Annotated in this window: 20 protein-coding genes; 8 read left to right on the top strand and 12 right to left on the bottom strand. The window is 63.4% G+C overall.

Translation table 11 applies throughout. The features are described 5' to 3' along the window. Window positions 1-14: 14 nt before the first annotated feature. Genes ABB29_RS04780 through ndk form a run of 4 tightly spaced genes read right to left on the bottom strand, consistent with a single transcriptional unit; the run spans window position 15 to window position 3,245 of the window. Complete coding sequence (locus ABB29_RS04780) at window positions 15-842, bottom strand: helix-turn-helix domain-containing protein (protein WP_057657460.1); 828 nt, start codon at window positions 840-842, stop codon at window positions 15-17. Then, window positions 839-1,657 (bottom strand): type IV pilus biogenesis/stability protein PilW, encoded by an 819-nt coding sequence (pilW, locus tag ABB29_RS04775; protein ID WP_057657543.1) that lies wholly within the window; start codon window positions 1,655-1,657, stop codon window positions 839-841. The genes ABB29_RS04780 and pilW overlap by 4 nt, the downstream gene beginning before the upstream one ends. After that, window positions 1,644-2,804: a dual-specificity RNA methyltransferase RlmN gene (gene rlmN, locus ABB29_RS04770; protein ID WP_057657459.1), complete on the bottom strand. Its 1,161-nt coding sequence runs from the start codon at window positions 2,802-2,804 to the stop codon at window positions 1,644-1,646. The genes pilW and rlmN overlap by 14 nt, the downstream gene beginning before the upstream one ends. 15 nt (window positions 2,805-2,819) lie before the next feature. Next, entirely contained in the window at window positions 2,820-3,245 is a 426-nt protein-coding gene (gene ndk, locus ABB29_RS04765) for a nucleoside-diphosphate kinase (protein WP_057657458.1), read from the bottom strand. Between the two features lie 225 nt (window positions 3,246-3,470). Here ndk and ABB29_RS04760 point away from each other — a divergent pair, with 225 nt between their 5' ends. The 3 genes from ABB29_RS04760 to ABB29_RS04750 are packed head-to-tail and all read left to right on the top strand — an operon-like array spanning window position 3,471 to window position 7,751. Further along, complete coding sequence (locus tag ABB29_RS04760; RefSeq protein WP_245622527.1) at window positions 3,471-4,097, top strand: TetR/AcrR family transcriptional regulator; 627 nt, start codon at window positions 3,471-3,473, stop codon at window positions 4,095-4,097. 17 nt (window positions 4,098-4,114) lie between these two features. Beyond that, a complete protein-coding gene (locus tag ABB29_RS04755) occupies window positions 4,115-6,487 on the top strand; it encodes a 3-hydroxyacyl-CoA dehydrogenase/enoyl-CoA hydratase family protein (protein ID WP_057657456.1) in 2,373 nt (790 codons plus the stop codon). 55 nt (window positions 6,488-6,542) lie between these two features. Continuing rightward, on the top strand, window positions 6,543-7,751 hold the full coding sequence (locus tag ABB29_RS04750) for an acetyl-CoA C-acyltransferase (RefSeq protein ID WP_057657455.1): 1,209 nt from the start codon (window positions 6,543-6,545) through the stop codon (window positions 7,749-7,751). Window positions 7,752-7,890: 139 nt separating this feature from the next. Here ABB29_RS04750 and galU read toward each other — a convergent pair whose 3' ends face one another. The 8 genes from galU to cmk form a co-directional block, all read right to left on the bottom strand. Beyond that, complete coding sequence (galU, locus tag ABB29_RS04745; protein WP_057657454.1) at window positions 7,891-8,790, bottom strand: UTP--glucose-1-phosphate uridylyltransferase GalU; 900 nt, start codon at window positions 8,788-8,790, stop codon at window positions 7,891-7,893. After that, the gene (locus ABB29_RS04740; protein ID WP_057657453.1) at window positions 8,787-10,700 is read right to left on the bottom strand and encodes a nucleoside-diphosphate sugar epimerase/dehydratase; all 1,914 of its coding nucleotides are present in this window, start codon (window positions 10,698-10,700) and stop codon (window positions 8,787-8,789) included. The genes galU and ABB29_RS04740 overlap by 4 nt, the downstream gene beginning before the upstream one ends. Window positions 10,701-10,704: 4 nt before the next feature. After that, a complete protein-coding gene (locus tag ABB29_RS04735) occupies window positions 10,705-11,685 on the bottom strand; it encodes an MraY family glycosyltransferase (RefSeq protein WP_157062492.1) in 981 nt (326 codons plus the stop codon). After that, window positions 11,685-12,863: a lipopolysaccharide assembly protein LapB gene (lapB, locus tag ABB29_RS04730; protein ID WP_057657452.1), complete on the bottom strand. Its 1,179-nt coding sequence runs from the start codon at window positions 12,861-12,863 to the stop codon at window positions 11,685-11,687. Before lapB ends, ABB29_RS04735 begins: the two co-directional genes overlap by 1 nt. Window positions 12,864-12,866: 3 nt before the next feature. Further along, window positions 12,867-13,157 (bottom strand): LapA family protein, encoded by a 291-nt coding sequence (locus tag ABB29_RS04725; RefSeq protein WP_057657451.1) that lies wholly within the window; start codon window positions 13,155-13,157, stop codon window positions 12,867-12,869. Between the two features lie 78 nt (window positions 13,158-13,235). After that, window positions 13,236-13,541: an integration host factor subunit beta gene (locus ABB29_RS04720; protein ID WP_057657450.1), complete on the bottom strand. Its 306-nt coding sequence runs from the start codon at window positions 13,539-13,541 to the stop codon at window positions 13,236-13,238. Window positions 13,542-13,619: 78 nt separating this feature from the next. Continuing rightward, window positions 13,620-15,299 (bottom strand): 30S ribosomal protein S1, encoded by a 1,680-nt coding sequence (rpsA, locus tag ABB29_RS04715; protein ID WP_057657449.1) that lies wholly within the window; start codon window positions 15,297-15,299, stop codon window positions 13,620-13,622. A gap of 169 nt (window positions 15,300-15,468) precedes the next feature. Next, window positions 15,469-16,146: a (d)CMP kinase gene (gene cmk, locus ABB29_RS04710; RefSeq protein WP_057657448.1), complete on the bottom strand. Its 678-nt coding sequence runs from the start codon at window positions 16,144-16,146 to the stop codon at window positions 15,469-15,471. 191 nt (window positions 16,147-16,337) lie between these two features. Between cmk and ykgO the strand changes: the two genes are divergently transcribed. The 5 genes from ykgO to ABB29_RS04685 all read left to right on the top strand — a co-directional run bounded on the left by ykgO (window position 16,338) and on the right by ABB29_RS04685 (window position 20,471). Then, window positions 16,338-16,463 carry a type B 50S ribosomal protein L36 gene (gene ykgO / locus ABB29_RS04705; RefSeq protein ID WP_010342887.1) on the top strand — a complete coding sequence of 42 codons (126 nt, stop codon included), beginning with the start codon at window positions 16,338-16,340 and terminating at the stop codon, window positions 16,461-16,463. Between the two features lie 194 nt (window positions 16,464-16,657). After that, window positions 16,658-16,984, top strand: a complete 327-nt coding sequence (locus ABB29_RS04700; protein ID WP_057657447.1) for a hypothetical protein — start codon at window positions 16,658-16,660, stop codon at window positions 16,982-16,984. A gap of 25 nt (window positions 16,985-17,009) precedes the next feature. Next, entirely contained in the window at window positions 17,010-18,053 is a 1,044-nt protein-coding gene (locus ABB29_RS04695; RefSeq protein WP_057657446.1) for an agmatine deiminase family protein, read from the top strand. A 140-nt stretch (window positions 18,054-18,193) separates the two neighbouring features. After that, window positions 18,194-19,165, top strand: coding sequence for an aldo/keto reductase (locus tag ABB29_RS04690; protein ID WP_057657445.1), 972 nt, complete (start codon window positions 18,194-18,196; stop codon window positions 19,163-19,165). Window positions 19,166-19,172: 7 nt separating this feature from the next. Beyond that, window positions 19,173-20,471 carry an NTP/NDP exchange transporter gene (locus ABB29_RS04685; protein WP_057657444.1) on the top strand — a complete coding sequence of 433 codons (1,299 nt, stop codon included), beginning with the start codon at window positions 19,173-19,175 and terminating at the stop codon, window positions 20,469-20,471. Window positions 20,472-20,521 lie beyond the last annotated feature (50 nt).

Raw genomic sequence — 20,521 nt, 5'->3', positions numbered from 1 at the left:
TATGCCCGCGCGGATCAGTTGCTGATCGGCGCGAGCGAACCGTCAGAGGATACCGTAAAGCGCGCCACACTTCCGCGCTGGTAAGGCGTGGTGTCCACGGTACTACCCGCCTGCTGAACTTCGACCGCCGTGGCGTTGCCCAGCACCACGTTGCCGACCTCACCCTTGGCATAGTTGCGCTCGTCGCCAGCCTTCATCAGCGCCTGTTCGACCCGGCTGCCATCAGGAGCGGAGATCTGCACCCAGCTGTCACCGTTGAAGTGGAAGCTCAGTGCGGGTGCGTCGGCACGGCTGATCGGCACCATCGAGGCAACGTAAGGGGTGGCAGGCGCGCGTCGGGCAGGCGGCTGACTGGCCGGTGCCGGACCTGTCGCCACCTCGGCGCTTGCCGTCGCCGGCACCACGTCGAGCGAGGCGGTGGTCTGGGTATCGGCAGAACCGAGCTGGGAACGCGCGCCCATCCACACCGGGATGACCAGCACCGCGGTCAGCACCACGTAGACCGCCCGGCGCTTGAAGCTCTCAAGGAAGCGGTCAAGCCCCGAGGTATAGCTGTGGCTGACCAGTTCGGCTGGCCGCACCACTTCCAGATGGGCCTGATGCAGATATTCGCTGATGTCGGCACCCAGCAACCTGGCGTAACTGCGCAATTGCCCACGGACGAAAACCGGGGCGCCGAGTTGTTGCCACTGCTCGGCTTCCAGCGCCTGCAGGATGCGCAGTGGCGTCTTCAGACGGGTGGCCGCATCCTGCTGACTCAAGCCTGCTTTTTCACGCATTGACCGTAGGTAATCACCACAGCCCTGCAGTTGTTGCATATCCATAGAATCCAAATTCGTCATTGCCGTGCATTCCCCCTGGAAATATCACTCGCGTCATTGGGGAACTCCGCCCGCAAAGTCTGCTGATAGCGCTGGGCGGCACGTGTGTCACCCAGCTGCTGCTCGATTCCAGCCGCTAGTTTTAACACGCTTGCGTTGGCCGGTGCAGCATCCAGCCGCCGTTCAACGAACGCGCGGGCGTCCATGTACTGCTGCTCTCGATAGGCATTGCGGGCCAGCGCTTCCAGCGCGACCGCGTTGGTTGGTTCCAGTGCCAGTGCCTGGCGCAGGTCACGTTCGGATCGCGGATACTGCCCGGCCTGCTGCGCGCAGTCGCCGGCGTTGGCCAGCGCCGATGCCGGCGATGCGTAGCCGGGATCCTTCAAGGCGCGGTCGAACCAGGCCAGCGATTCGGCCGGATCACGGTTCTGGCACAGCCAGGCGCCGTAATTGTTGAGCACACTGCCCTTGGCCGGAGCCAGATCGGCGGCGCGCTTGTAGTATTCACCGGCCTTGGCCACGTCATCCTGCTGGTCGCTGGCGATGCCAAGGATGGTCAGCGCATCGACCGAACCGGGGTCAACCTTCAGCACTTCCTTCGCCTCGCGCTCGGCCATGGCGTAATCACCGGCGCGCAGGCGCTGGGCAGCCAGGCCAAGGCGCTGCTGGGTCTTCATCCGCTTCTGGACTTCCGGGCTGTCGGCCACGTGGTAGTCCTGCGCGATCTGCTCGCCGTCCTTGCGGTCCATCTTTGGCTTGACGAAGGTCAGCCGGCTGCAGCCGGTCATCACCAGGCAGGGCAACAACAACCAGGCCCAGACCTCACGCTGCCGCATCATTGACGCCTTGCGACTGCAGTTGACGCTTGAACTCGGCCTGGCGCCGGGTGCGATCCATCACCTGCCCTTTCAGCTGGCCGCAGGCGGCATCGATATCGTCGCCGCGGGTACGCCGCACCATGGTCAGTACCTTGCTGTCGAGCAGGATCTTCTGGAAAGCACGGATGTCTTCCTCGGAACTGCGCTCGTAGCGGGTGCCCGGGAACGGGTTGAACGGGATCAAATTGACCTTGCCGGCATCGCGCGACTGGCAGGTGTTGTCGAACTGGCGCATCAGCCGGGCCAGCTGGCGTGCGTGCTCGGGTTGATCGTTGATGCCCTTCATCAGCGTGTATTCGAAAGTCACCGAATCGCGCTTCTTGCTGTGGGCGAGATAGCGGGCACAGGAAGCCATCAACTCGGCAATCGGATACTTCTTGTTGAGCGGCACCAGCTGCTCGCGCAGTTCGTCGTTTGCCGCGTGCAGCGATACCGCCAGCGAGACGTCGGTTTCAGTCGACAGGCGGTCGATGAACGGCACCAGCCCGGACGTCGACAGGGTGACCCGCTTGCTGGCCAGGCCGTAACCCAGATCGTCGCGCATGATGTTCATCGCACGCACCACGTTGTCGAAATTCATCAACGGCTCGCCCATGCCCATCATGACCACGTTGGTCAGCCGGCGCTGCTGGTGCGGGACATTGCCCAGGTGACGCGCCGCCACCCAGACCTGGCCAATGATTTCGGCGGTCGACAGGTTGCGGTTGAAGCCCTGGGTCGCGGTGGAACAGAAGGTGCAATTGAGCGCACAGCCGACCTGCGAGGACACGCACAAGGTGCCGCGCGACTTGTCGGGGATGTATACCGTCTCGATCGCGTTGCTGCCGCGATCCATGCTGAGCAGCCACTTGTGGGTGCCATCGACCGACGGTTTGTCGAAGTCGATGTTCAAGGCGACTACCTCGGCACGCTCGTGCAACTTCGCACGCAGCGCCTTGCCGAGGTCGGTCATGTCATCGAAGTTGGTGACATAGCGGTGATGGATCCATTTCATCACCTGATGGGCGCGGTAACGCTGCTCGCCGAGGGTCTCGGCGAAAAAGCGCTCCATGCCCTCGCGATCGAGGTCGAGCAGATTCTGTTTTTTTGCTACGACGTCGATCACGTGGACAACCTCGGATTAGCGCGAGAAGACTTCGGTGCTGGCGAAGAAATAAGCGATTTCCTGCGCAGCGGTATCAGCGGCATCCGAACCGTGCACCGCATTGGCATCGATGCTGTCGGCAAAGTCGGCACGGATGGTACCGGCGGCGGCTTCCTTGGGATTGGTGGCACCCATCAGCTCACGGTGCTTGAGGATGGCGTTTTCACCTTCCAGCACCTGGATGACCACCGGGCCGGAGATCATGAAGTCCACCAGCGCATTGAAGAACGGACGCTCGCGATGCACGGCATAGAAGCCTTCCGCTTCGCGGCGCGACAGGTGCTTCATCTTGCTGGCGACGATCTTCAGGCCAGCTTTTTCGAAACGGGAATAGATTTCGCCGATGACGTTCTTGGCAACAGCATCGGGCTTGATGATCGACAGGGTGCGCTCCAGCGCCATGGGGATTTCTCCGTTGGGCGAGCCACTAAGGCCCGAGTTTAACATGAAAAACCCGCGTCGAAACGCGGGCTTAGACTGAATTGCGTAGTGCGATTCTAACGTAAAGCCAGGCGGGAAAATAGCGCCGCCGCTGAAGCCATGCTGCATGGCAGCATTGACGGCCGGGACGGAAACAAGCAGAATCAAACAAGCGTTTGATTAAGAGATTCCGCGATGGGCCATGCCATGCAGTTTTCCACCAAGGACCGCATCCTCGGCGCGGCCGAGGAGTTGTTCGCCCAATACGGCTTTGCCGGCACCTCCCTGCGCCAGGTCACGACCCATGCCGATGTCAACATCGCCGCGGTCAACTACCACTTCGGTTCCAAGGAAAACCTGATCAACGAGGTGTTCCGCCGGCGTATGGACGATATGACCGCCAATCGCCTGCAGCAGCTGCAGGCGGCGCTGGCCCAGCATCCCGGCGAACTGACCCCGATTCTGGCGGCCTTCGTCCGCCCTGCCCTGGCACTGGCCCAGAACCGCCACGGCGGCGGCGCCTTTGTCCGGGTGATTGCCCGCGCCTACGCCGAGAAGAACGACGGCCTGCGCAAGTTCCTGTCCGACCACTACGGTCACGTGATGCGCGAGTTTGGTCGTGCGATTGCCCAGTGCGTACCTGAACTGAGCAAGGAAGAGCTGTACTGGCGCCTGGATTTCGTCTCCGGTGCGCTGACCTATGCCATGGCCGACTTTGGCGTCATCAAGCGCCCCGCCCATGTCAGCGAGTCCGTCCACCGTGAGCATGCCGCCCACGAGCTGATCCGTTTTGCCGAGGCCGGCTTGCGTGCAAGCCAAAAGAATAACCCCTGAAAACAAGGATTTACGACATGTCCAATACGTTAATGGTGCGTAAGGCGGCGGTGCTTGGCGCCGGCGTCATGGGCGCGCAGATTGCCGCGCATCTGACCAACGCAGGCGTTGAAACCGTGCTGTTCGACCTGCCCGCCAAAGAAGGCAATCCGGACGGCGTGGTACTGAAGGCGATCGCCAACCTGGCCAAGCTGAGCCCTGCCCCGCTGGCCAGCAAGTCCTACGCCGCGGCAATCATCCCGGCCAACTACGAGACCGGCCTGGACAAGCTGAAGGATTGCGACCTGATCATCGAGGCCATCGCCGAACGGATGGACTGGAAGCAGGATCTATACAAGAAGATTGCCCCCGCCGTGGCCGACCATGCGGTACTGGCGTCCAACACCTCGGGCCTGGGCATCAACAAGCTGGCTGAAGTGTTGCCGGAGCAATTGCGCCACCGCTTCTGCGGCGTCCACTTCTTCAATCCGCCGCGCTACATGCACCTGGCCGAACTGATCCCGGCCAAGACCACCGACAGCGCCGTGCTGGAAGGGCTGGAAACTTTCCTCACCACCACCCTGGGCAAGGGCGTGGTGTACGCCCGCGACACCCCCAATTTCATCGGCAACCGGATCGGCGTGTTCTCGATCCTCGCCACCGCCCACCACACCGCCGAATCGGGCCTGGGCTTCGATGAAGTCGATGCGTTGACCGGTCCGCTGGTCGGGCGGCCGAAGTCGGCCACGTATCGGACTTCGGATGTGGTTGGCCTGGACACCATGGCCCACGTCATCAAGACCATGGCCGACACCCTGCCGGACGACCCCTGGCATCCGTATTTCAAGTCGCCGAAGTGGCTGGAGGCTCTGATTGCCAAGGGCGCGCTGGGGCAGAAGAGCGGTGCCGGCGTGTTCCGCAAGGTCGGCAAGGACATCATGGTGCTGGACCTGGACAAGCAGGATTACCGTCCGGCCGACCGCGGCGCGGCGCCGGAAGTGATCGAGATCCTGAAGAACCGCAACCCGGTGGAAAAATTCGCCCAGCTGCGTGCCAGCGAACACCCGCAGGCACAGTTCCTGTGGGCGGTCTTCCGCGATCTTTTCCATTACAGCGCCTATCACCTGTCCGACATCGCCGAAACCGCGCGCGACGTCGATCTGGCGATCCGATGGGGCTACGGCTGGTCGTTGGGTCCGTTCGAAACCTGGCAGGCCGCTGGCTGGAAGCAGGTCGCGCAGTGGATTGCCGATGACATCGTCGCCGGCAAGAGCATGAGCAGCGCTCCCCTGCCCGATTGGGTCTTCGATGGCCGCGAAGGCGTGCACGCTGCCGAAGGAAGTTACAGCCCGGCCAAGAATGCCAAGCTGCCGCGTTCCTCGCTGCCGGTCTACCAGCGCCAGCGCTTCCCCGACGCGCTGCTGGGTGAGAGCTTCGCCCAAGGCGAAACGGTCTATGAAAACGACGGCGTGCGACTGTGGACCGACGGTGATGGCGTGGCCGTGGTCAGCTTCAAAACCAAGATGAATACCGTCTCCGACGCCGTACTCGATGGCCTGCAGGAAGCGGTATCGATCGCCGAGCAGAAGTTCAAGGGTCTGGTGATCTGGCAGCCGAAGGAGCCGTTCTCCGCCGGTGCCGATCTGGCCGGCGCCCTGGCCGCGTTGCAGGCCGGCAAGATTGCCGAGTTCGAAGCGATGGTGGCCAATTTCCAGGCCACCAGCCAGCGCATCAAGTATTCGCTGGTGCCGGTGGTGGCCGCGGTGCGTGGCCTGGCATTGGGCGGTGGTTGCGAATTCCAGATGCACAGCAGCCGCACCGTGGCCGGGCTGGAAAGCTACATCGGCCTGGTCGAAGCCGGCGTCGGTCTGTTGCCGGCTGGTGGCGGCTTGAAGGAAATCGCGGTGCGCGCGTCGCAGGCAGCAGGTGCCAGCGGCGACATCTTCAGCGAACTCAAGCGCAGCTTCGAGACCGTGGCGATGGCCAAGGTGTCTGCCTCCGCCGTCGAGGCCAAGGAGCTGGGCCTGCTGCGCGACACCGATCTGGTGGTGTTCAATGCCTTCGAACAGCTGTACGTGGCCAAGCAGCAGGTGCTGGCGATGGCCGAAAGCGGCTACCGCCCGCCGATGCCGGCGCGGCAGATCCGGGTCGCCGGCGACGTTGGCATCGCGACCTTCAAGATGATGCTGGTCAATATGCTGGAAGGCGCCTTCATCAGCCCCTACGACTACGAAATCGCCACCCGCATCGCCACCGTGGTCTGCGGCGGCGAGGTGGATCGCAACTCGGTGGTCGACGAAGAATGGCTGTTGAAGCTCGAGCGCAGGCATTTTGTCGAGTTGGCGCAGCAGGAAAAGACCCAGGCGCGTATCGCCCACATGCTGAAAACGGGCAAGCCACTGCGCAACTAATCGACCAGGCGCCGGTTTTCATGCCGGCGTCGCGCCCCCTTTCCGAGGAATCAAAATGAGCAAGCAAGTACAGGAAGCCTATATCGTCGCCGCCACCCGGACCCCGGTTGGCAAGGCGCCCAAGGGCATGTTCCGCAACACCCGCCCCGATGACATGCTGGCGCATGTGTTGAAGGCGGTGATCGCCCAGGCACCGGGCGTGGACGTCAACCGCATCGACGATGCAATCATCGGCTGCGCCATGCCCGAAGCCGAGCAAGGCATGAACGTGGCGCGCATCGGCGTGCTGCTGGCCGGCCTGCCCAACACCATCGCCGCACAGACCATCAACCGCTTCTGTTCCTCCGGCCTGCAGGCCGTGGCCCTGGCCGCCAACGAAATCCGCCTCGGCAATTCGGACCTGATGCTGGCCGGCGGTACCGAATCGATGTCGATGGTGCCGATGATGGGCAACAAGATTGCGTTGGCACCCAGCGTGTTCGAACGCGACGAGAATGTCGCCATCGCCTACGGCATGGGCATCACCGCCGAGAAAGTTGCCAGCGAATGGAAGATCTCACGCGAGCAGCAGGATGCCTTCGCCTTGGCCTCGCACCAGAAAGCAATCGCGGCAATGCAGGCCGGCGAATTCAGGGACGAAATCACCCCGTACGAGATTGTTTCGCATGTGCCCGACCTGGCCAATGACAGCGTCAAGCTGAAAAAATTCCTGGCTGAGAACGATGAAGGCCCGCGTCCGGACTCGAGCATGGAAGGCCTGGCCAAGCTGCGGCCGGTGTTCCGCAATGGCCAGTTTGGCGGCAGCGTCACCGCCGGCAACAGCTCGCAGATGAGCGACGGTGCCGGTGCGGTGTTGCTGGCTTCGGGACAGGCGGTCAAGGACTACGGCTTGACCCCTATTGCCCGCTTCGTCAGCTTCTCGGTCGCCGGCGTGCGCCCGGAAGTGATGGGCATTGGTCCGATCGCGGCCATCCCGAAGGCACTCAAGCAGGCCGGCCTGAGCAAGGATCAGCTGGACTGGATTGAGCTCAACGAGGCATTTGCCGCGCAGGCGCTGGCGGTCATCCACGATTCGCAACTGGACCCGGCCAAGGTCAACCCGCTGGGCGGCGCCATCGCGCTGGGCCACCCGTTGGGCGCTACGGGTGCGATTCGCACCGCGACCATCCTGCACGGCATGCGCCGTCGCCAGCAGAAATACGGCATGGTTACCATGTGCATCGGCACCGGCATGGGTGCAGCCGGTATCTTCGAAGCGCTGTAAAGCGTAAGCCGACGAGCCCTACTACGACGATGGCGCCTACCGGCGCCATTGTTTTTGGTTGAGCCGGCCACGGCCGGTTCATCGCGCCACTGCTCATCTGACTTCATCAGCGGCGAGCGGCCAGATTGCCGGGCCGATCTCAATTCAGATCGATGACTCCGAGCTCGCTCAAGGCATTCTGCATCATGTCGCGGGCGGCATCGCTGAGCTTCTCGTGGTCCAGCGCATAACGGATGGTGGCTTCGATCAGACCGATATGGGTACCGCAATCGAACCGGGTACCCTTGAAGCGGTACGCATGCACCGGATTGTCGGCCAATAGCGCCGCAATGGCGTCGGTCAACTGGATTTCACCGCCCGATCCCGGTGTGGTCGATTCAAGCAGGTCGAAGATTCCCGGATTCAGGATGTAACGGCCAACCACCGCCAGATTACTTGGCGCATCTGCCGGTGCCGGCTTCTCGACGATGGCATTGATGCGACCGGAACGACCGGAAAATTCATCAGTGGCGACGATGCCGTAACTGCCGGTCTGTTCCCGCGGTACGTCCTGCACCGCAATCATGCTGGCGCCGGTCGCCTCGGCGGCATCGGCCATCTGCTTGAGCGCGCCATCGCCACGGTTCCAGATCAGGTCATCGGGCAGCAGCACGGCAAACGGCTCATTGCCGACGATGGATTTGGCGCACAGCACGGCATGGCCGAGTCCCAGCGCCTCGGCCTGGGTCACGAAAATCGCCCGCACACCGGGCGGCAGAACGTTGCGGATTTTTTCCAGCTGGTCAGTCTTGCCGGCTTTCTCCAGCTTCTGTTCAAGCTCGTAGGCTTTGTCGAAGTAGTCCGCTACCGCGTGCTTGTAGCGATTGGTGATGAAGATCAGGGTATCGCAACCGGCCTCGATGGCTTCATCGACGGCGTACTGGATCAATGGCCGGTCAATGATCGGCAACATCTCCTTGGGGACGGTTTTGGTGGCGGGCAGGAATCGGGTGCCCAGGCCTGCGACGGGAAAGACGGCCTTGCGGATGCGCTGCTTCATCGTTGGATTCGGGATTCGCGTGCGGGAAAGGCCACGATGTTATCCGATGCCCCTGTGTGCTCCTGATGAATGGGGCTGAATTCGGGCACCGCCACTTTCAACACCTCTTCCAATTCGACCAGATCATACTGGGCATGACTCCTGCGCAGCCGCTGCAATGCCAGCTCGATGAACTCGCGCGATACCGTGCGCGCCTCGGCTTCCATGATCTTGGAGTGTGAGGTCGGCCGATAGTTCTCCTCTGCATGGAACAGGTTCTCATGCAGTTTCTCGCCGGGGCGCAGGCCGGTATAGACAATGGCGATGTCGCGCCCGGGCTGCTTGCCCGCCAAGCGGATCATCTGTTCGGCGAGGGTCCGGATTGGCACCGGTTCGCCCATGTCCAGGGTATAGATTGATGCATGCGCGGCGCTGGAACCTGCCTGCAGGATCAGCTGGCAGGCTTCGGGAATGGTCATGAAGTAACGGGTGACTTCCGGATCGGTCACCGTCACCGGCCCACCTTTGCGGATCTGCTCGCGGAACAGCGGCACCACACTGCCGGCCGAGTCCAGTACATTGCCGAAGCGCACGGTGACGAAGCGGGTGCTGGCCATGCCCTGGTCGAGTGCCAGGCAGGCCATTTCAGCCAGGCGCTTGGTCGCACCCAGCACGTTGGCCGGATCCACTGCCTTGTCGGTGGAAATCAACACGAAAGTCGACACCGATGCATCACGGCAGGCTCGGGCCACGGTTTCGGTCGCCAGCACGTTGTTGCCGACCGCTTCGCGCAGATGCCTTTCCAGCAATGGCACCTGCTTGTAGGCCGCCGCGTGGAACACGGCATCGGGCTCGGCGATTTTGAGCGCATGCGCCACCACCGCGGGGTCGCCGCAATTGCCCAGCACCGGCAGGATTTCCAGATCCGGGAAGGCCCGTTGCAGATCCGCATGGATGGTGATCAGCGCCAGTTCGTCAATTTCCAGCAGCGCGATGCGCTGGGCACCGTGGCGGGCACATTGTCGGCACAACTCCGAGCCGATCGAGCCACCGGCGCCGGTCACCATGACCGTGCGGCCGCCCAACCAGCCGCGGATGAGTTTCCAGTCGGGGGTCACCGACTTGCGTCCCAGCAGATCCTCGATCGCCACTTCCTTGAGGTCACCAACGCTGGTGTGCCCTTCCAGTGAATTGATCAGTCGCGGCACCATACGGAACGGCACGCCGGTGCTTTCGCAGATCGCAACCACCCGCTGCATCGCCGAGGCATCCAGCGACGGCATGGCGATGACCAGCATCTTGGCCGCGGTTTCGCGCGCCACAGCGGCCGCATTGTCCAGCCGACCCAGCACCGGAATGCCCTGCAGGCTGGAACCCTGCAGATTCGGCGCATCGTCGAGGAACGCGACCGGGTTGTACATGCCGGTGCGCTTGAGTTCGCGCACCAGCGATTCACCGGCGCGGCCGGCACCCAGGATAACGATCCGCGAGGCCGCTTCCCGTGGCTGGTGCATCTGGCTGTCCTTCCACGCGCGATAGCTCATCCGCGGCAAGCCCAGGCACCCGACCAGTGCGAACGGATAGAACGCCAGCACCGCACGCGGCACCGATTCGAAGCGATTGTAGAAAGCCAGTCCCACCAGGATTGCCAGCAGGCCCAGAACGGCAGCTTTGAGGATGTTCCACAGGTCAGGCAGGCTGGCGAAACGCCACAGACCCTTGTACAGCCCCATCCACCAGAAGATCACACCCTGCGCGGCCAGTACGATGGCTATCTCATTGGACCACAACGGAAAATCAGGTGGCGATGGCAGCATGGCATAACGCAGGCGGTGCAGCATCTGCCAGCAGAACCAGACCATGAACAGGTCGTGCGTGGCCACCAGAATCTTGGGCAGGCTACCGGCTATGCGATCACGCCAGGACATCATTCCCTTACTCCTTTCCAAAGCACCGTACTCCTTTACGCAGTCTCAGCCATCCGAATACACCGCCGCCCAGCAGCGCGAGGGCCAGCAAGGGGATGTAGGGCATTATCGCCCAGCGCGATAGTAAAGTGAACGTTAAGCCTAAAAGTGTGAACGCGCCATATCCAAGGGTGACCCGGCTGTGTCCATTGGCCTGCGCCGCCCGCTGGTATGCATGTTCCACGTGGGGCTCCCACCATTTCACCCCCCGCAGGATGCGGCAAAGCAGCGTGAAGCCTGCGTCTACAAGAAAGGCTGCCAGCGGCAGGAACAGCAGCCACCAGTCCAGCCGGTCGGCCGCTGCGGTACTGGCCAGCAACGCCGCCAGCACGAATCCGAGCCCGCCGCTGCCCACGTCGCCAAGGAAAATCCGGGCGTGGGGAAAGTTGAATGGCAGGAATCCGCAGCAGGCCGCAACCAGTGCCAGCGCCAGCCACGACCAGCCATCCGGGGCGAAACCGACGAACGCCAGTGCCACCAGGCCAGCCTGGCTGACCGCCAGACCATTGATGCCATCCATGAAATTCCAGACATTGACCAGCACCAGCACGCTGCTGAACGCGACCAGCGCCTGCCAGGATGATCCGCCATCGGCGTGGAACCCCCACGCCAGCAATGCCGCCGCGGCACCCTGCACCGCCAACCGCAGGCGCGGCGACAGCGGCTGGTGATCGTCCCACCAACCCACCCCCGCGACCAGCAGCAGGCCAAGCGCGAAACTTGCGAATGTGGTCCTTGGACCGGTTCCGCTCCACAGCAGGAACAGACTGGCCAGCAGCAGCGTCGCGACGATGGCAATCCCACCGCCACGAGGTGTCGCGATCTGATGGCTGCGCCGCGCGCCGGGCTGGTCCAGCAGGCGGCGATGCAGGGCGTAGCGTATCGACAGCCAGGTCCCGATGGCTGTCGCGATGAAACACAGCAACAGCCAGACAATCGTCGCCGGCATCAGACGACCGCGTAATTGAGCAGCGGCTTGACCGTGCCCCACTCCTTGCAGCTGGGGCACTGCCAATGGTGCGTGCGCGCGCCAAATCCGCAACGCGTGCAACGGTAGCTGGGGTTGCGCACCAGCAGCTGATCAGTAATGTGCTTGAGATCCTGCAGCGTCGCCTCGGCCTGGGTGCCCTCGGCCAGGGTCAGATCGATCAGGGCTGCTTCACCGCGCACCGATGGCCGATCCTTCAACTGGCGGGCCAGATAGGCGCGGGCGGCGGCGATGCCATCCTGGCCTTCGACCAGTTTGGTCAGCGCCAGTACCGGAGCGATGCCCCGGTAGTGTTCGCACATCTCCGACAGGAACGCACGCGCGCCAGACAGGTCGCCTGCCAGCTCGTAGTTGGCGAGCAGGCTGGGCAGCACTTCCGGCAGGTAGTCTGGATCGTGGCGCGCGGCCCGCTCGTAAGCGCGGATGGCCGCATCGTGATGGCCGGCGTCCGACTCGATACGCCCTTCGATGATGCCCGCACGCACGCAGCCGGCATCGGCCTGGTAGGCCCTGGCCAGTGCCGCGCGCGCGGCAGCGATGTCGTTGGCGGTGCGGTAACGCTCGGCCAGTTCGCATTCGAACTGGGCGATCATCTTCCCCATCGGCTCGCCGGTGACTTCCTCGAAGCGGCTGGCATTGTCGATCGCCTTGGCCCAGTCGCGCTCGGCCTGGTAGATGCCGATCAGATGTTTGAGCGCCTGTGGTGCGCGCTGATCAATCTGGGCCAGGTCGCTGAACACCGTTTCGGCACGGTCGAGCAGACCGGATTTCATGTAGTCCTCGCCCAGCGCCAACAGCGCCTGGACTTTCTGCTGGTCGCTCAGGTCATTGCGCTGCACCAGCCCCTGGTGCAGGCGGATGGCGCGGTCGACTTCGCCACGGCGACGGAACAGATGACCGAGCGCCACCTGGGTCTCGAAGGTTTCCTTGTCCAGCTCGGCAATATGCAGGAACAGTTCGATGGCCTTGTCCGGCTGCTCGTTGAGCAGATAGTTGAGGCCGCGGAAATAGGTCGATGACAGCCGGCTGACCTGGTTGTCGCCATGCCGTTGGCCGCCGCGACGGCCGATTACCCAGCCACTCAGCGCCGCCAGTGGCAGGAACAGGAAGAACCAGAACCACTCGTTGAGAAATTCCATGCTTCAGTGTCCTGGTTGCGATGGGGGGGGTGATGACGGCTTCGAGCCGGCGGCGTAGCCGGGTGCCCGGGTGGCCTTACGCAGGCGGGCGTACATCGGCATCACCAGCGTGATCATCGTCAGCAATCCACCAATGATCACCCCCAGCAGCAGCGACACGATGATGGCCACCCCGGAGGATGTCTGCAGGGTGGAAAACAGCAGGTTGAGCTGAATCGGCTGCGTGTTGAGCACGCCGATGACGATGCCTACTGCCAACACCAGCAGGGCAATGACAAGGCGGAGAGAATTCATGATGCGGGCTCCTGCAGATTGCTGCATAGCTTAGCCCAGAACCGGACGCACCCAGGCGCGAACGCCGTGAGTGGAAAGTTATTCGTTGCTTTCTTCGACTGGGGTCACGTCGCTGACGCGCTCGCGCAGTTCCTTGCCGGGTTTGAAATGCGGCACGTGCTTGGCCGGCAATGCCACCGACTCGCCGGTCTTGGGATTGCGTCCCAGGCGCGGTGGCCGGTAATGCAGTGAAAAGCTGCCGAAGCCACGGACCTCGATGCGGTCTCCCCGGGCCAGTGCGCCACCCATCATTTCCAGCAATGCCTTGACCGCCAGGTCCACGTCTTCAGCCTTCAGGTGCGGCTGGCGTCGGGTCAGGATTTCGATGAGTTCGGATTTGGTCATCGTCTAGGGAGTCGGTCGGGGTCACCCATGACCGGCCCGGGGAAACCCGGGCCGGCTGGGAAGATGTTGCAAACAGGCTTATTCGGACTTGTTACCATCCAGCTGTGCACGCAGCAGCGCGCCCAACTGGGTGGTACCGCCGGACGCCGACTGGTATTCCTCCAGCACTTCACGCATCTCGGCATCGTCCTTGGCCTTGATCGACAGCTGCAGGGTACGGCCCTTGCGGTCCATGCCCATGAACTTGGCTTCGATCTTGTCGCCGACCTTCAGGTGCTGACTGGCGTCATCGACGCGCTCGGCGGCAACGTCGCGGGCCATCACGTAGCCTTCGACGCCGTCGGCCAGTTCAATGGTCGCGCCCTTGGCGTCCACTTCCTTGACCACGCCCTCGACCTTGGAACCCTTCGGGTTGGCGGCCATGTACTGGCCAAACGGATCCTGCTCCAGCTGCTTGACGCCCAGGCTGATGCGTTCGCGTTCCGGGTCAACGGCCAGGACCACGGCTTCCAGGGTGTCGCCCTTCTTGAAGTTGCGGACCACGTCTTCGCCGGTGGTGTTCCAGCTGATGTCGGACAGGTGGATCAGGCCGTCGATGCCGCCGTCCAGACCGATGAAGATGCCGAAATCGGTGATCGACTTGATCTGGCCGGACACCTTGTCGTTCTTCTTGTGGATGGCAGCGAAGGTTTCCCACGGATTGGCGGCAACCTGCTTCATGCCCAGCGAGATGCGGCGACGTTCTTCATCCACGTCCAGCACCATCACTTCGACATCGTCACCGACCTGCACGACCTTGGACGGGTTGACGTTCTTGTTGGTCCAATCCATTTCGGAGACGTGGACCAGGCCTTCGACGCCGGGTTCGATTTCGACGAACGCGCCGTAATCGGTGACGTTGGAGACCTTGCCGAACACGCGGCTGTTGGCCGGGTAGCGACGGGCGATGTTGTCCCATGGATCTTCGCCCAGCTGCTTCAGGCCGAGGCTGACGCGGTTGCGCTCGCGGTCGTACTTGAGCACGCGGACATCCAGTTCCTGGCCAACTTCAACCACTTCGGACGGATGGCGCACGCGCTTCCAGGCCATGTCGGTGATGTGCAGCAAGCCATCGATGCCGCCCAGATCCACGAATGCGCCGTAGTCGGTGAGGTTCTTGACCACACCCTTCAGCACCACGCCTTCCTGCAGCTTGTCCATCAGCTGTTCGCGCTCTTCCGAATGCTCGCTCTCGACCACCGCACGGCGGGAGACGACGACATTGTTGCGCTTGCGATCCAGCTTGATGAGCTTGAACTCCAGCTCCTTGCCTTCCAGGTAGCCCGGGTCGCGCACCGGACGCACGTCGACCAGCGAGCCCGGCAGGAATGCGCGGACGTCCTTGATGTCGACGGTGAAGCCACCCTTGACCTTGCCGCTGATGCGGCCGGTGATGGTTTCGTTCTTCTCGAGGGCTTCTTCCAGCTCGTCCCACACCATGGCGCGCTTGGCTTTCTCGCGCGAGAGGACGGTTTCGCCAAAGCCATTCTCGAGCGAGTCGAGCGCGACTTTCACTTCGTCGCCCACGCCCACGTCGATTTCGCCGGCGTCGTTACGGAACTGTTCGATCGGCACGATGCCTTCGGACTTCAGGCCGGCGTTGATCACCACCACATCGTTGCGGACTTCCACAACGGTGCCGATGACGATGGCGCCGGGCTTCAGCTTGGCCAGATGGGTCTGGCTCTGTTCAAACAGTTCTGCAAATGATTCGGTCATTGTTGATTTACTCGGTTGGACACACGGACAGGTGTACGCCAGCGTTGGCGTCTCCCCTGTCCACCCCTTCGGCACCGAAGCGCCGTGTGTTGGTTGATGGAAGAAAAACCGCGGGCATCGCACCATTGCGATGTCGCGGGACTGTCTGCCGGCGGGAAACCGACGGTGTTCAGGCCGCAGGCGATGGCAATAAAGCCAACACCTGCGCGACGACCTGGTCGATGCTCAGACCGGTGGAATCGATGAGGACGGCATCGGGTGCCGGCCGCAATGGCGCCACCGTGCGCTGGGCATCACGGGCGTCGCGAGCCAGAATCTCGCGTAGCAGACCGTCTATTGTGACCGAAACCCCTTTGTCTTTCAACTGCTTATAGCGCCTGTCGGCGCGTTCCTCGGCGCTGGCGGTCAGGAACACCTTGAATGGGGCGTCCGGGAAGATGACCGTGCCCATGTCACGGCCGTCGGCCACCAGCCCTGGCGCCTGCCGGAACGCGCGTTGCCGCTCCTTCAGCGCCGAGCGCACCTCGGGGATGGCGGCAATCGCCGAGGCCAGTGCGCCGGTGGTTTCCAGGCGCAGTTCGTCGGTGGCGTCGACCCCGTCGACGATGACCCGCAGCCCCTGCCCGGTTTCACGGAAACCGATGTCGGTGTCGAAGGTGCAGCGGACCAGTGCCGCCGGGTCGGACACATCCAGGTCGGCCCAGCTGGCGGCCACGCCCACCGCCCGGTACAGCGCCCCGGAATCAAGGTAATGCCAGCCCAGCCGGCTGGCCGCCAGTCGGCTGATGGTGCCTTTGCCGGCACCGGAAGGCCCGTCGATGGTGAGAACCGGGATGCTGTCGTTCATCTTGAATCCTGTGTTTTTACGGCATTATGCCGGCCTGCCGCGGTCTGGCCCAGCGCGTTCCGCGAGCCCCGGCCGGCGAAATGCACCGGCGCACCTGACAACCACTTGATATGGCTGGGAAAACCCGGCTACAATAGCGGGCTTAGTGCGCTCCACTCCTATTTAATTAACGTCACGCCGAGGTTTATGTCATGAAGGTCCTGTCCTCCCTGAAGTCGGCGAAGGCCCGTCACCGCGACTGCAAGGTGGTCCGCCGCCGCGGTAAGGTCTTCGTGATCTGCAAGTCCAACCCCCGTTTCAAGGCTCGCCAGCGCTGATAAGCGCCACCAGTCCTGGACACGCGAAAAGCCGCCGAAAGGCGGTTTTTTGTTGATCCGTGGCGGTCAACAACGGTCAGGCCCGGCGATTTCCCTGGCCAGAGCGAGCGACCGGGTGCGCGCTTTGCCGACCGCGTGCTCACCGGCCTCCCGGCGCTTTTGTTATAACAAGCGCTTTCTCAAAGGGGGTTGTGATGAACGCATGCACGAAATGGGTCGCAATAGCGCTGCTCGGTTGTTCGGCCGCTGCCAGCGCGGAAACGCTGCTGGTTGACCGGGTCAAGGAAACGGCGGCCCAGCCAGCCCCCGTCCGCGGCCAGACCGCGGCCGATGTCCAGGCCCGTTTCGGCGAGCCACAGCAACGACTGGAGCCACGCGGCGGCCAGCGCCAGCAGTGGCCGACCATCAACCGCTGGGTGTATCCGGGCTTCACCGTTTATTTTGAGAAGAACCGCGTCATCGACGTGGTCGTCAACCAGGCAGGGGCCGACGAAATCGGTCCTAAACCTCCGATCCGCTGATCCTCCTTACCGCTGCCGAGTAGCCATGACTGACGCTTTCCGTTTTCCCGCCGAGTGGGAACCACAATCCGCGGTGCTGATTGCCTGGCCCCATGCCGATACCGACTGGGGTCCCCGGCTGGCCGAGGTGGAAGACACGTACGTGGCGCTGGTGGCGGCAATTACCCGTTTCCAGCCGGTGGTGATCTGCGCCGCCGATGACGATCTGCAGATCTATGCCGAGGCGCGGTTGCGTTCCAACCGGGTCGACATGCAGCGGGTGCGGTTTGTCGCGTCGGTCGAATATGACGACACCTGGCTGCGCGACTCCGGCCCGATCACCCTGGCCGGTCGCGACGGCGAAGCGCGCTTCAAGCTGCTGGATTTCCGCTTCACCGGCTGGGGCGGCAAGTTCGAGGCCAGCCGCGACGACCGCCTGGTCGGTGAATTGTCCAGCATGAAGCTGTTTCATAATTATTTCGCGCAAACCATTGATTTCGCACTGGAAGGCGGCGCAATTGAGACCGATGGCGCGGGTACCTTGCTGACCACCTGGCGTTGCCTGCACGAACGTCACCCCGAGGCCAGTCGCGAGCAGCTGAGCACGCGGCTGGCGGCGTGGCTGAAGCAGGACCGGGTACTGTGGCTGGACCATGGCTATCTGGAAGGCGACGACACCGACGCCCATATCGACACCCTGGCCCGCTTCGCCCCGGGCGACGCGATCGTGTTCCAGGCCTGCGACGATCCGCAGGACGCGCATTACGCCGAGCTCGCCGCCATGGCCGACGACATTGCCGCGCTGCGCACCCGCGATGACCAGCCATACACCTTGTATCCGCTGCCATGGGCCAAGCCGGTCATCGATGAAGGCCGCCGGCTTGCCGCCTCCTACGCCAACTACCTGATCATCAATGGCGCAGTGCTGATCCCGGCCTATGGCGATGCTGCCGACGATGCCGCCGCCGCAGTACTGGCCCGGGCCTACCCGGATCGCGAAATCGTGCAGGTGCCCTGTCGCTCGCTGATCTGGCAGAACGGCAGCCTGCACTGCATCACCATGCAGCTGCCGCAGGGCCTGCTGGCCTGAACTCGGCAGGACGGTGCCGGCAATAGATTGCCGGCGACTTGGCCACACGACTACAAAGCAGATTCAAAATACAATTTATTCACACTTTCGACGCCGGCATCGGCGATAACCGGCAGCTGTGTTCCGATAGGGAGTCTGCCGTGGTCACTCGCCGCAAGTTCCTGGCATCCAGTGCCTTGGCCGCCGCCGGTCTGGGCCTGGCGGCCTGCCGTGACGCCGCCCATGCCGAATCCGGCCAAACCCGACCGGGACCTTCCCAGTCCAACGCCGCAAGCGAGCCGGCAGGCCAGCTGAAAACCCGCGTCATCCCCTCCAGCGGTGAACGCCTGCCGGTCATTGGCATGGGGACTTCAGGCAGTTTCCAGGTCGGCGATTCGGCCGCCGAACGCGATCCATTGCGCGACGTGCTGCGGGCATTCGCGGCGGCCGGGGCGACGGTCATCGACACCGCACCGACCTACGGCGGTGCCGAGCCGGTGCTGGGCGCGCTGCTGGCCGAGCAGGCACTGACCGCACGGATGTGGCTGGCCACCAAACTGTCGGGCGTCAACGGCCGCGAAGCCGGCCTGGCCCAGTTTGCGCAGAGCCTGCGCGACTTGCGCACCGACCAGGTAGCACTGTTGCAGGTCCATAACCTGGGCGATCTGAACACCCAGCTGGCGGTGGCACGCGAACTCAAGGATCAAGGCAGAACCCGCTATGTTGGCATGACCCATTACGTCGAAGGCGCGCAGCCGGAACTGGCGCGGGTCATGCGCGAACACAAGCCGGACTTCGTGCAGATCAACTATTCGGTCAGCGCCCGCGGTGCCGAGCGCGAAGTGCTGCCATTGGCACAGGATCTTGGCATCGCCGTGATCATCAATCGCGCCTTTGACGACGGCAAAGTGTTTGCCCGGGTCAAGGACATGCCGCTGCCCGGCTGGGCCGCCGAGGCCGGCATCGACTCCTGGGCGCAGGCGCTGCTGAAGTTCGCGCTCAGCCATCCCGCGGTAACCGTGGTGATACCGGCAACCAGCAAGCTACGCCACCAGCGCGACAACCTGCGGGCCGGACTGGGGGCGGATTTGACCCAGGCGCAGCGACAGTCGTTGATTGCGCTGCTTGCCTGAGGCTGGCATGGCCCCTGCCCCGCACCGCGCCGGATGGCTGGCGCGCACGTTCGACCTGGAAGCCGGAGAGACAGCCCCGGTGCTGGCCGGCATGTTGATGTTCTTCCTGCTGTTCGCCGGCTACTTCATGCTGCGGCCGGTACGCGAGACGATGGGAGTTGCCGGTGGCGTGGAGCAACTGCAATGGCTGTTCACCGGCACCTTCGTCGCCACCCTGGTAACGCTGCCGTTGTTCGGCTGGCTGGCCGGCAAGGTGTCGCGACGCCGGATCCTGCCGTGGACCTACGGCTTCTTCGTCTTCAATCTGCTGCTGTTCGTCGTCGCCTTCCAGCAGCGACCGGACGATGTCTGGCTGGCGCGCGTCTTCTACATCTGGCTCTCGGTGTTCAACCTGCTGTCGATATCGCTGGCATGGAGCGTGCTGGCGGATCTTTTCGCCGCCTCGCAGGCCAGGCGCCTGTTCGCATTGATGGCCGGCGGCGCCAGCCTGGGTGGGCTGGTCGGGCCGCTGCTGGGCACGCTGCTGGTCGCCCCGATTGGCCATGCCGGCCTGATGCTGCTTTCGGCGCTGCTGCTGGCTGGCAGTGCAGCGGCGGCCATCTGGCTGCAGCACTGGCGGGACCGCTGTCCGCTGCCGCAGGATGCCAGCCTGCCTCGATCGCGGCCGCTTGGCGGCAATCCGTTTGCCGGCGCCAGCGCGGTCCTGCGCTCGCCGTACCTGATGGGGATTGCGTTGTTCGTGGTACTGCTGGCCAGCGTGACCACGTTCCTGTATTTCGAGCAGGCGCGGCTGGTTGCCGATACCTTCCCTGACCGCACCCGCCAGACGCAGGTATTCGGCACCATCGACACGGTGGTGCAAAGTCTGTCGATACTGGCCCAGTTGTTCATCACCGGCCGCGTCGCACGTCGTTTCGGCGTTGGCCTGCTGCTGGTCAGCGTGCCGCTGGTGGCGATGCTGGGTTTCCTCTGGCTGGCACTGGCCCCGACCTTCGCGGTGCTGGCGGTGGTGATGGTGGCGCGCCGCGCCGGTGAGTACGCCTTCGCCCGCCCGGGCCGCGAAATGCTGTACACCGTGGTTGACCCGGAAGCCAAATACAAAGCCAAGAATTTCATCGACACGGTCGTCTACCGTGGCGCCGATGCGCTCAGCGGCTGGATCAAACGGCTGCTGGATGTAGTCGCCGAACATCCGGCACTGGCGATGCTGATCGGCAGCGCCATCGCTCTGGTCTGGGCATTGACCGGTGGTTGGCTGGGACGCGCCCAGCAGCGCCGCGAACGCCAGCAGGCCATCCCGCGTTGACGCCTGCGTTCACCCTCTGCCAACCGTCGCCGCGAGGATCCGCGTTACCA

It is taken from the genome of Pseudoxanthomonas dokdonensis, from assembly GCF_001431405.1.
Lineage (GTDB): Bacteria > Pseudomonadota > Gammaproteobacteria > Xanthomonadales > Xanthomonadaceae > Pseudoxanthomonas_A > Pseudoxanthomonas_A dokdonensis.
The sequence above is the reverse complement of the archived record's forward strand: the minus strand, read 5'-3'. Positions and strand labels throughout refer to the sequence as shown.

Excerpts from the sequence above, each read along its gene's own strand:
- ABB29_RS04780 (WP_057657460.1), bottom strand. The coding sequence starts at position 842 with ATGACGAATTTGGATTCTATGGATATGCAACAACTGCAGGGCTGTGGT.
- pilW (WP_057657543.1), bottom strand. The coding sequence starts at position 1,657 with ATGCGGCAGCGTGAGGTCTGGGCCTGGTTGTTGTTGCCCTGCCTGGTG.
- ndk (WP_057657458.1), bottom strand. The coding sequence starts at position 3,245 with ATGGCGCTGGAGCGCACCCTGTCGATCATCAAGCCCGATGCTGTTGCC.
- ABB29_RS04760 (WP_245622527.1), top strand. The coding sequence starts at position 3,471 with ATGCAGTTTTCCACCAAGGACCGCATCCTCGGCGCGGCCGAGGAGTTG.
- ABB29_RS04755 (WP_057657456.1), top strand. The coding sequence starts at position 4,115 with ATGTCCAATACGTTAATGGTGCGTAAGGCGGCGGTGCTTGGCGCCGGC.
- ABB29_RS04750 (WP_057657455.1), top strand. The coding sequence starts at position 6,543 with ATGAGCAAGCAAGTACAGGAAGCCTATATCGTCGCCGCCACCCGGACC.
- galU (WP_057657454.1), bottom strand. The coding sequence starts at position 8,790 with ATGAAGCAGCGCATCCGCAAGGCCGTCTTTCCCGTCGCAGGCCTGGGC.
- ABB29_RS04740 (WP_057657453.1), bottom strand. The coding sequence starts at position 10,700 with ATGATGTCCTGGCGTGATCGCATAGCCGGTAGCCTGCCCAAGATTCTG.
- ABB29_RS04735 (WP_157062492.1), bottom strand. The coding sequence starts at position 11,685 with ATGCCGGCGACGATTGTCTGGCTGTTGCTGTGTTTCATCGCGACAGCC.
- lapB (WP_057657452.1), bottom strand. The coding sequence starts at position 12,863 with ATGGAATTTCTCAACGAGTGGTTCTGGTTCTTCCTGTTCCTGCCACTG.
- ABB29_RS04725 (WP_057657451.1), bottom strand. The coding sequence starts at position 13,157 with ATGAATTCTCTCCGCCTTGTCATTGCCCTGCTGGTGTTGGCAGTAGGC.
- ABB29_RS04720 (WP_057657450.1), bottom strand. The coding sequence starts at position 13,541 with ATGACCAAATCCGAACTCATCGAAATCCTGACCCGACGCCAGCCGCAC.
- rpsA (WP_057657449.1), bottom strand. The coding sequence starts at position 15,299 with ATGACCGAATCATTTGCAGAACTGTTTGAACAGAGCCAGACCCATCTG.
- cmk (WP_057657448.1), bottom strand. The coding sequence starts at position 16,146 with ATGAACGACAGCATCCCGGTTCTCACCATCGACGGGCCTTCCGGTGCC.
- ykgO (WP_010342887.1), top strand. The coding sequence starts at position 16,338 with ATGAAGGTCCTGTCCTCCCTGAAGTCGGCGAAGGCCCGTCACCGCGAC.
- ABB29_RS04700 (WP_057657447.1), top strand. The coding sequence starts at position 16,658 with ATGAACGCATGCACGAAATGGGTCGCAATAGCGCTGCTCGGTTGTTCG.
- ABB29_RS04695 (WP_057657446.1), top strand. The coding sequence starts at position 17,010 with ATGACTGACGCTTTCCGTTTTCCCGCCGAGTGGGAACCACAATCCGCG.
- ABB29_RS04685 (WP_057657444.1), top strand. The coding sequence starts at position 19,173 with ATGGCCCCTGCCCCGCACCGCGCCGGATGGCTGGCGCGCACGTTCGAC.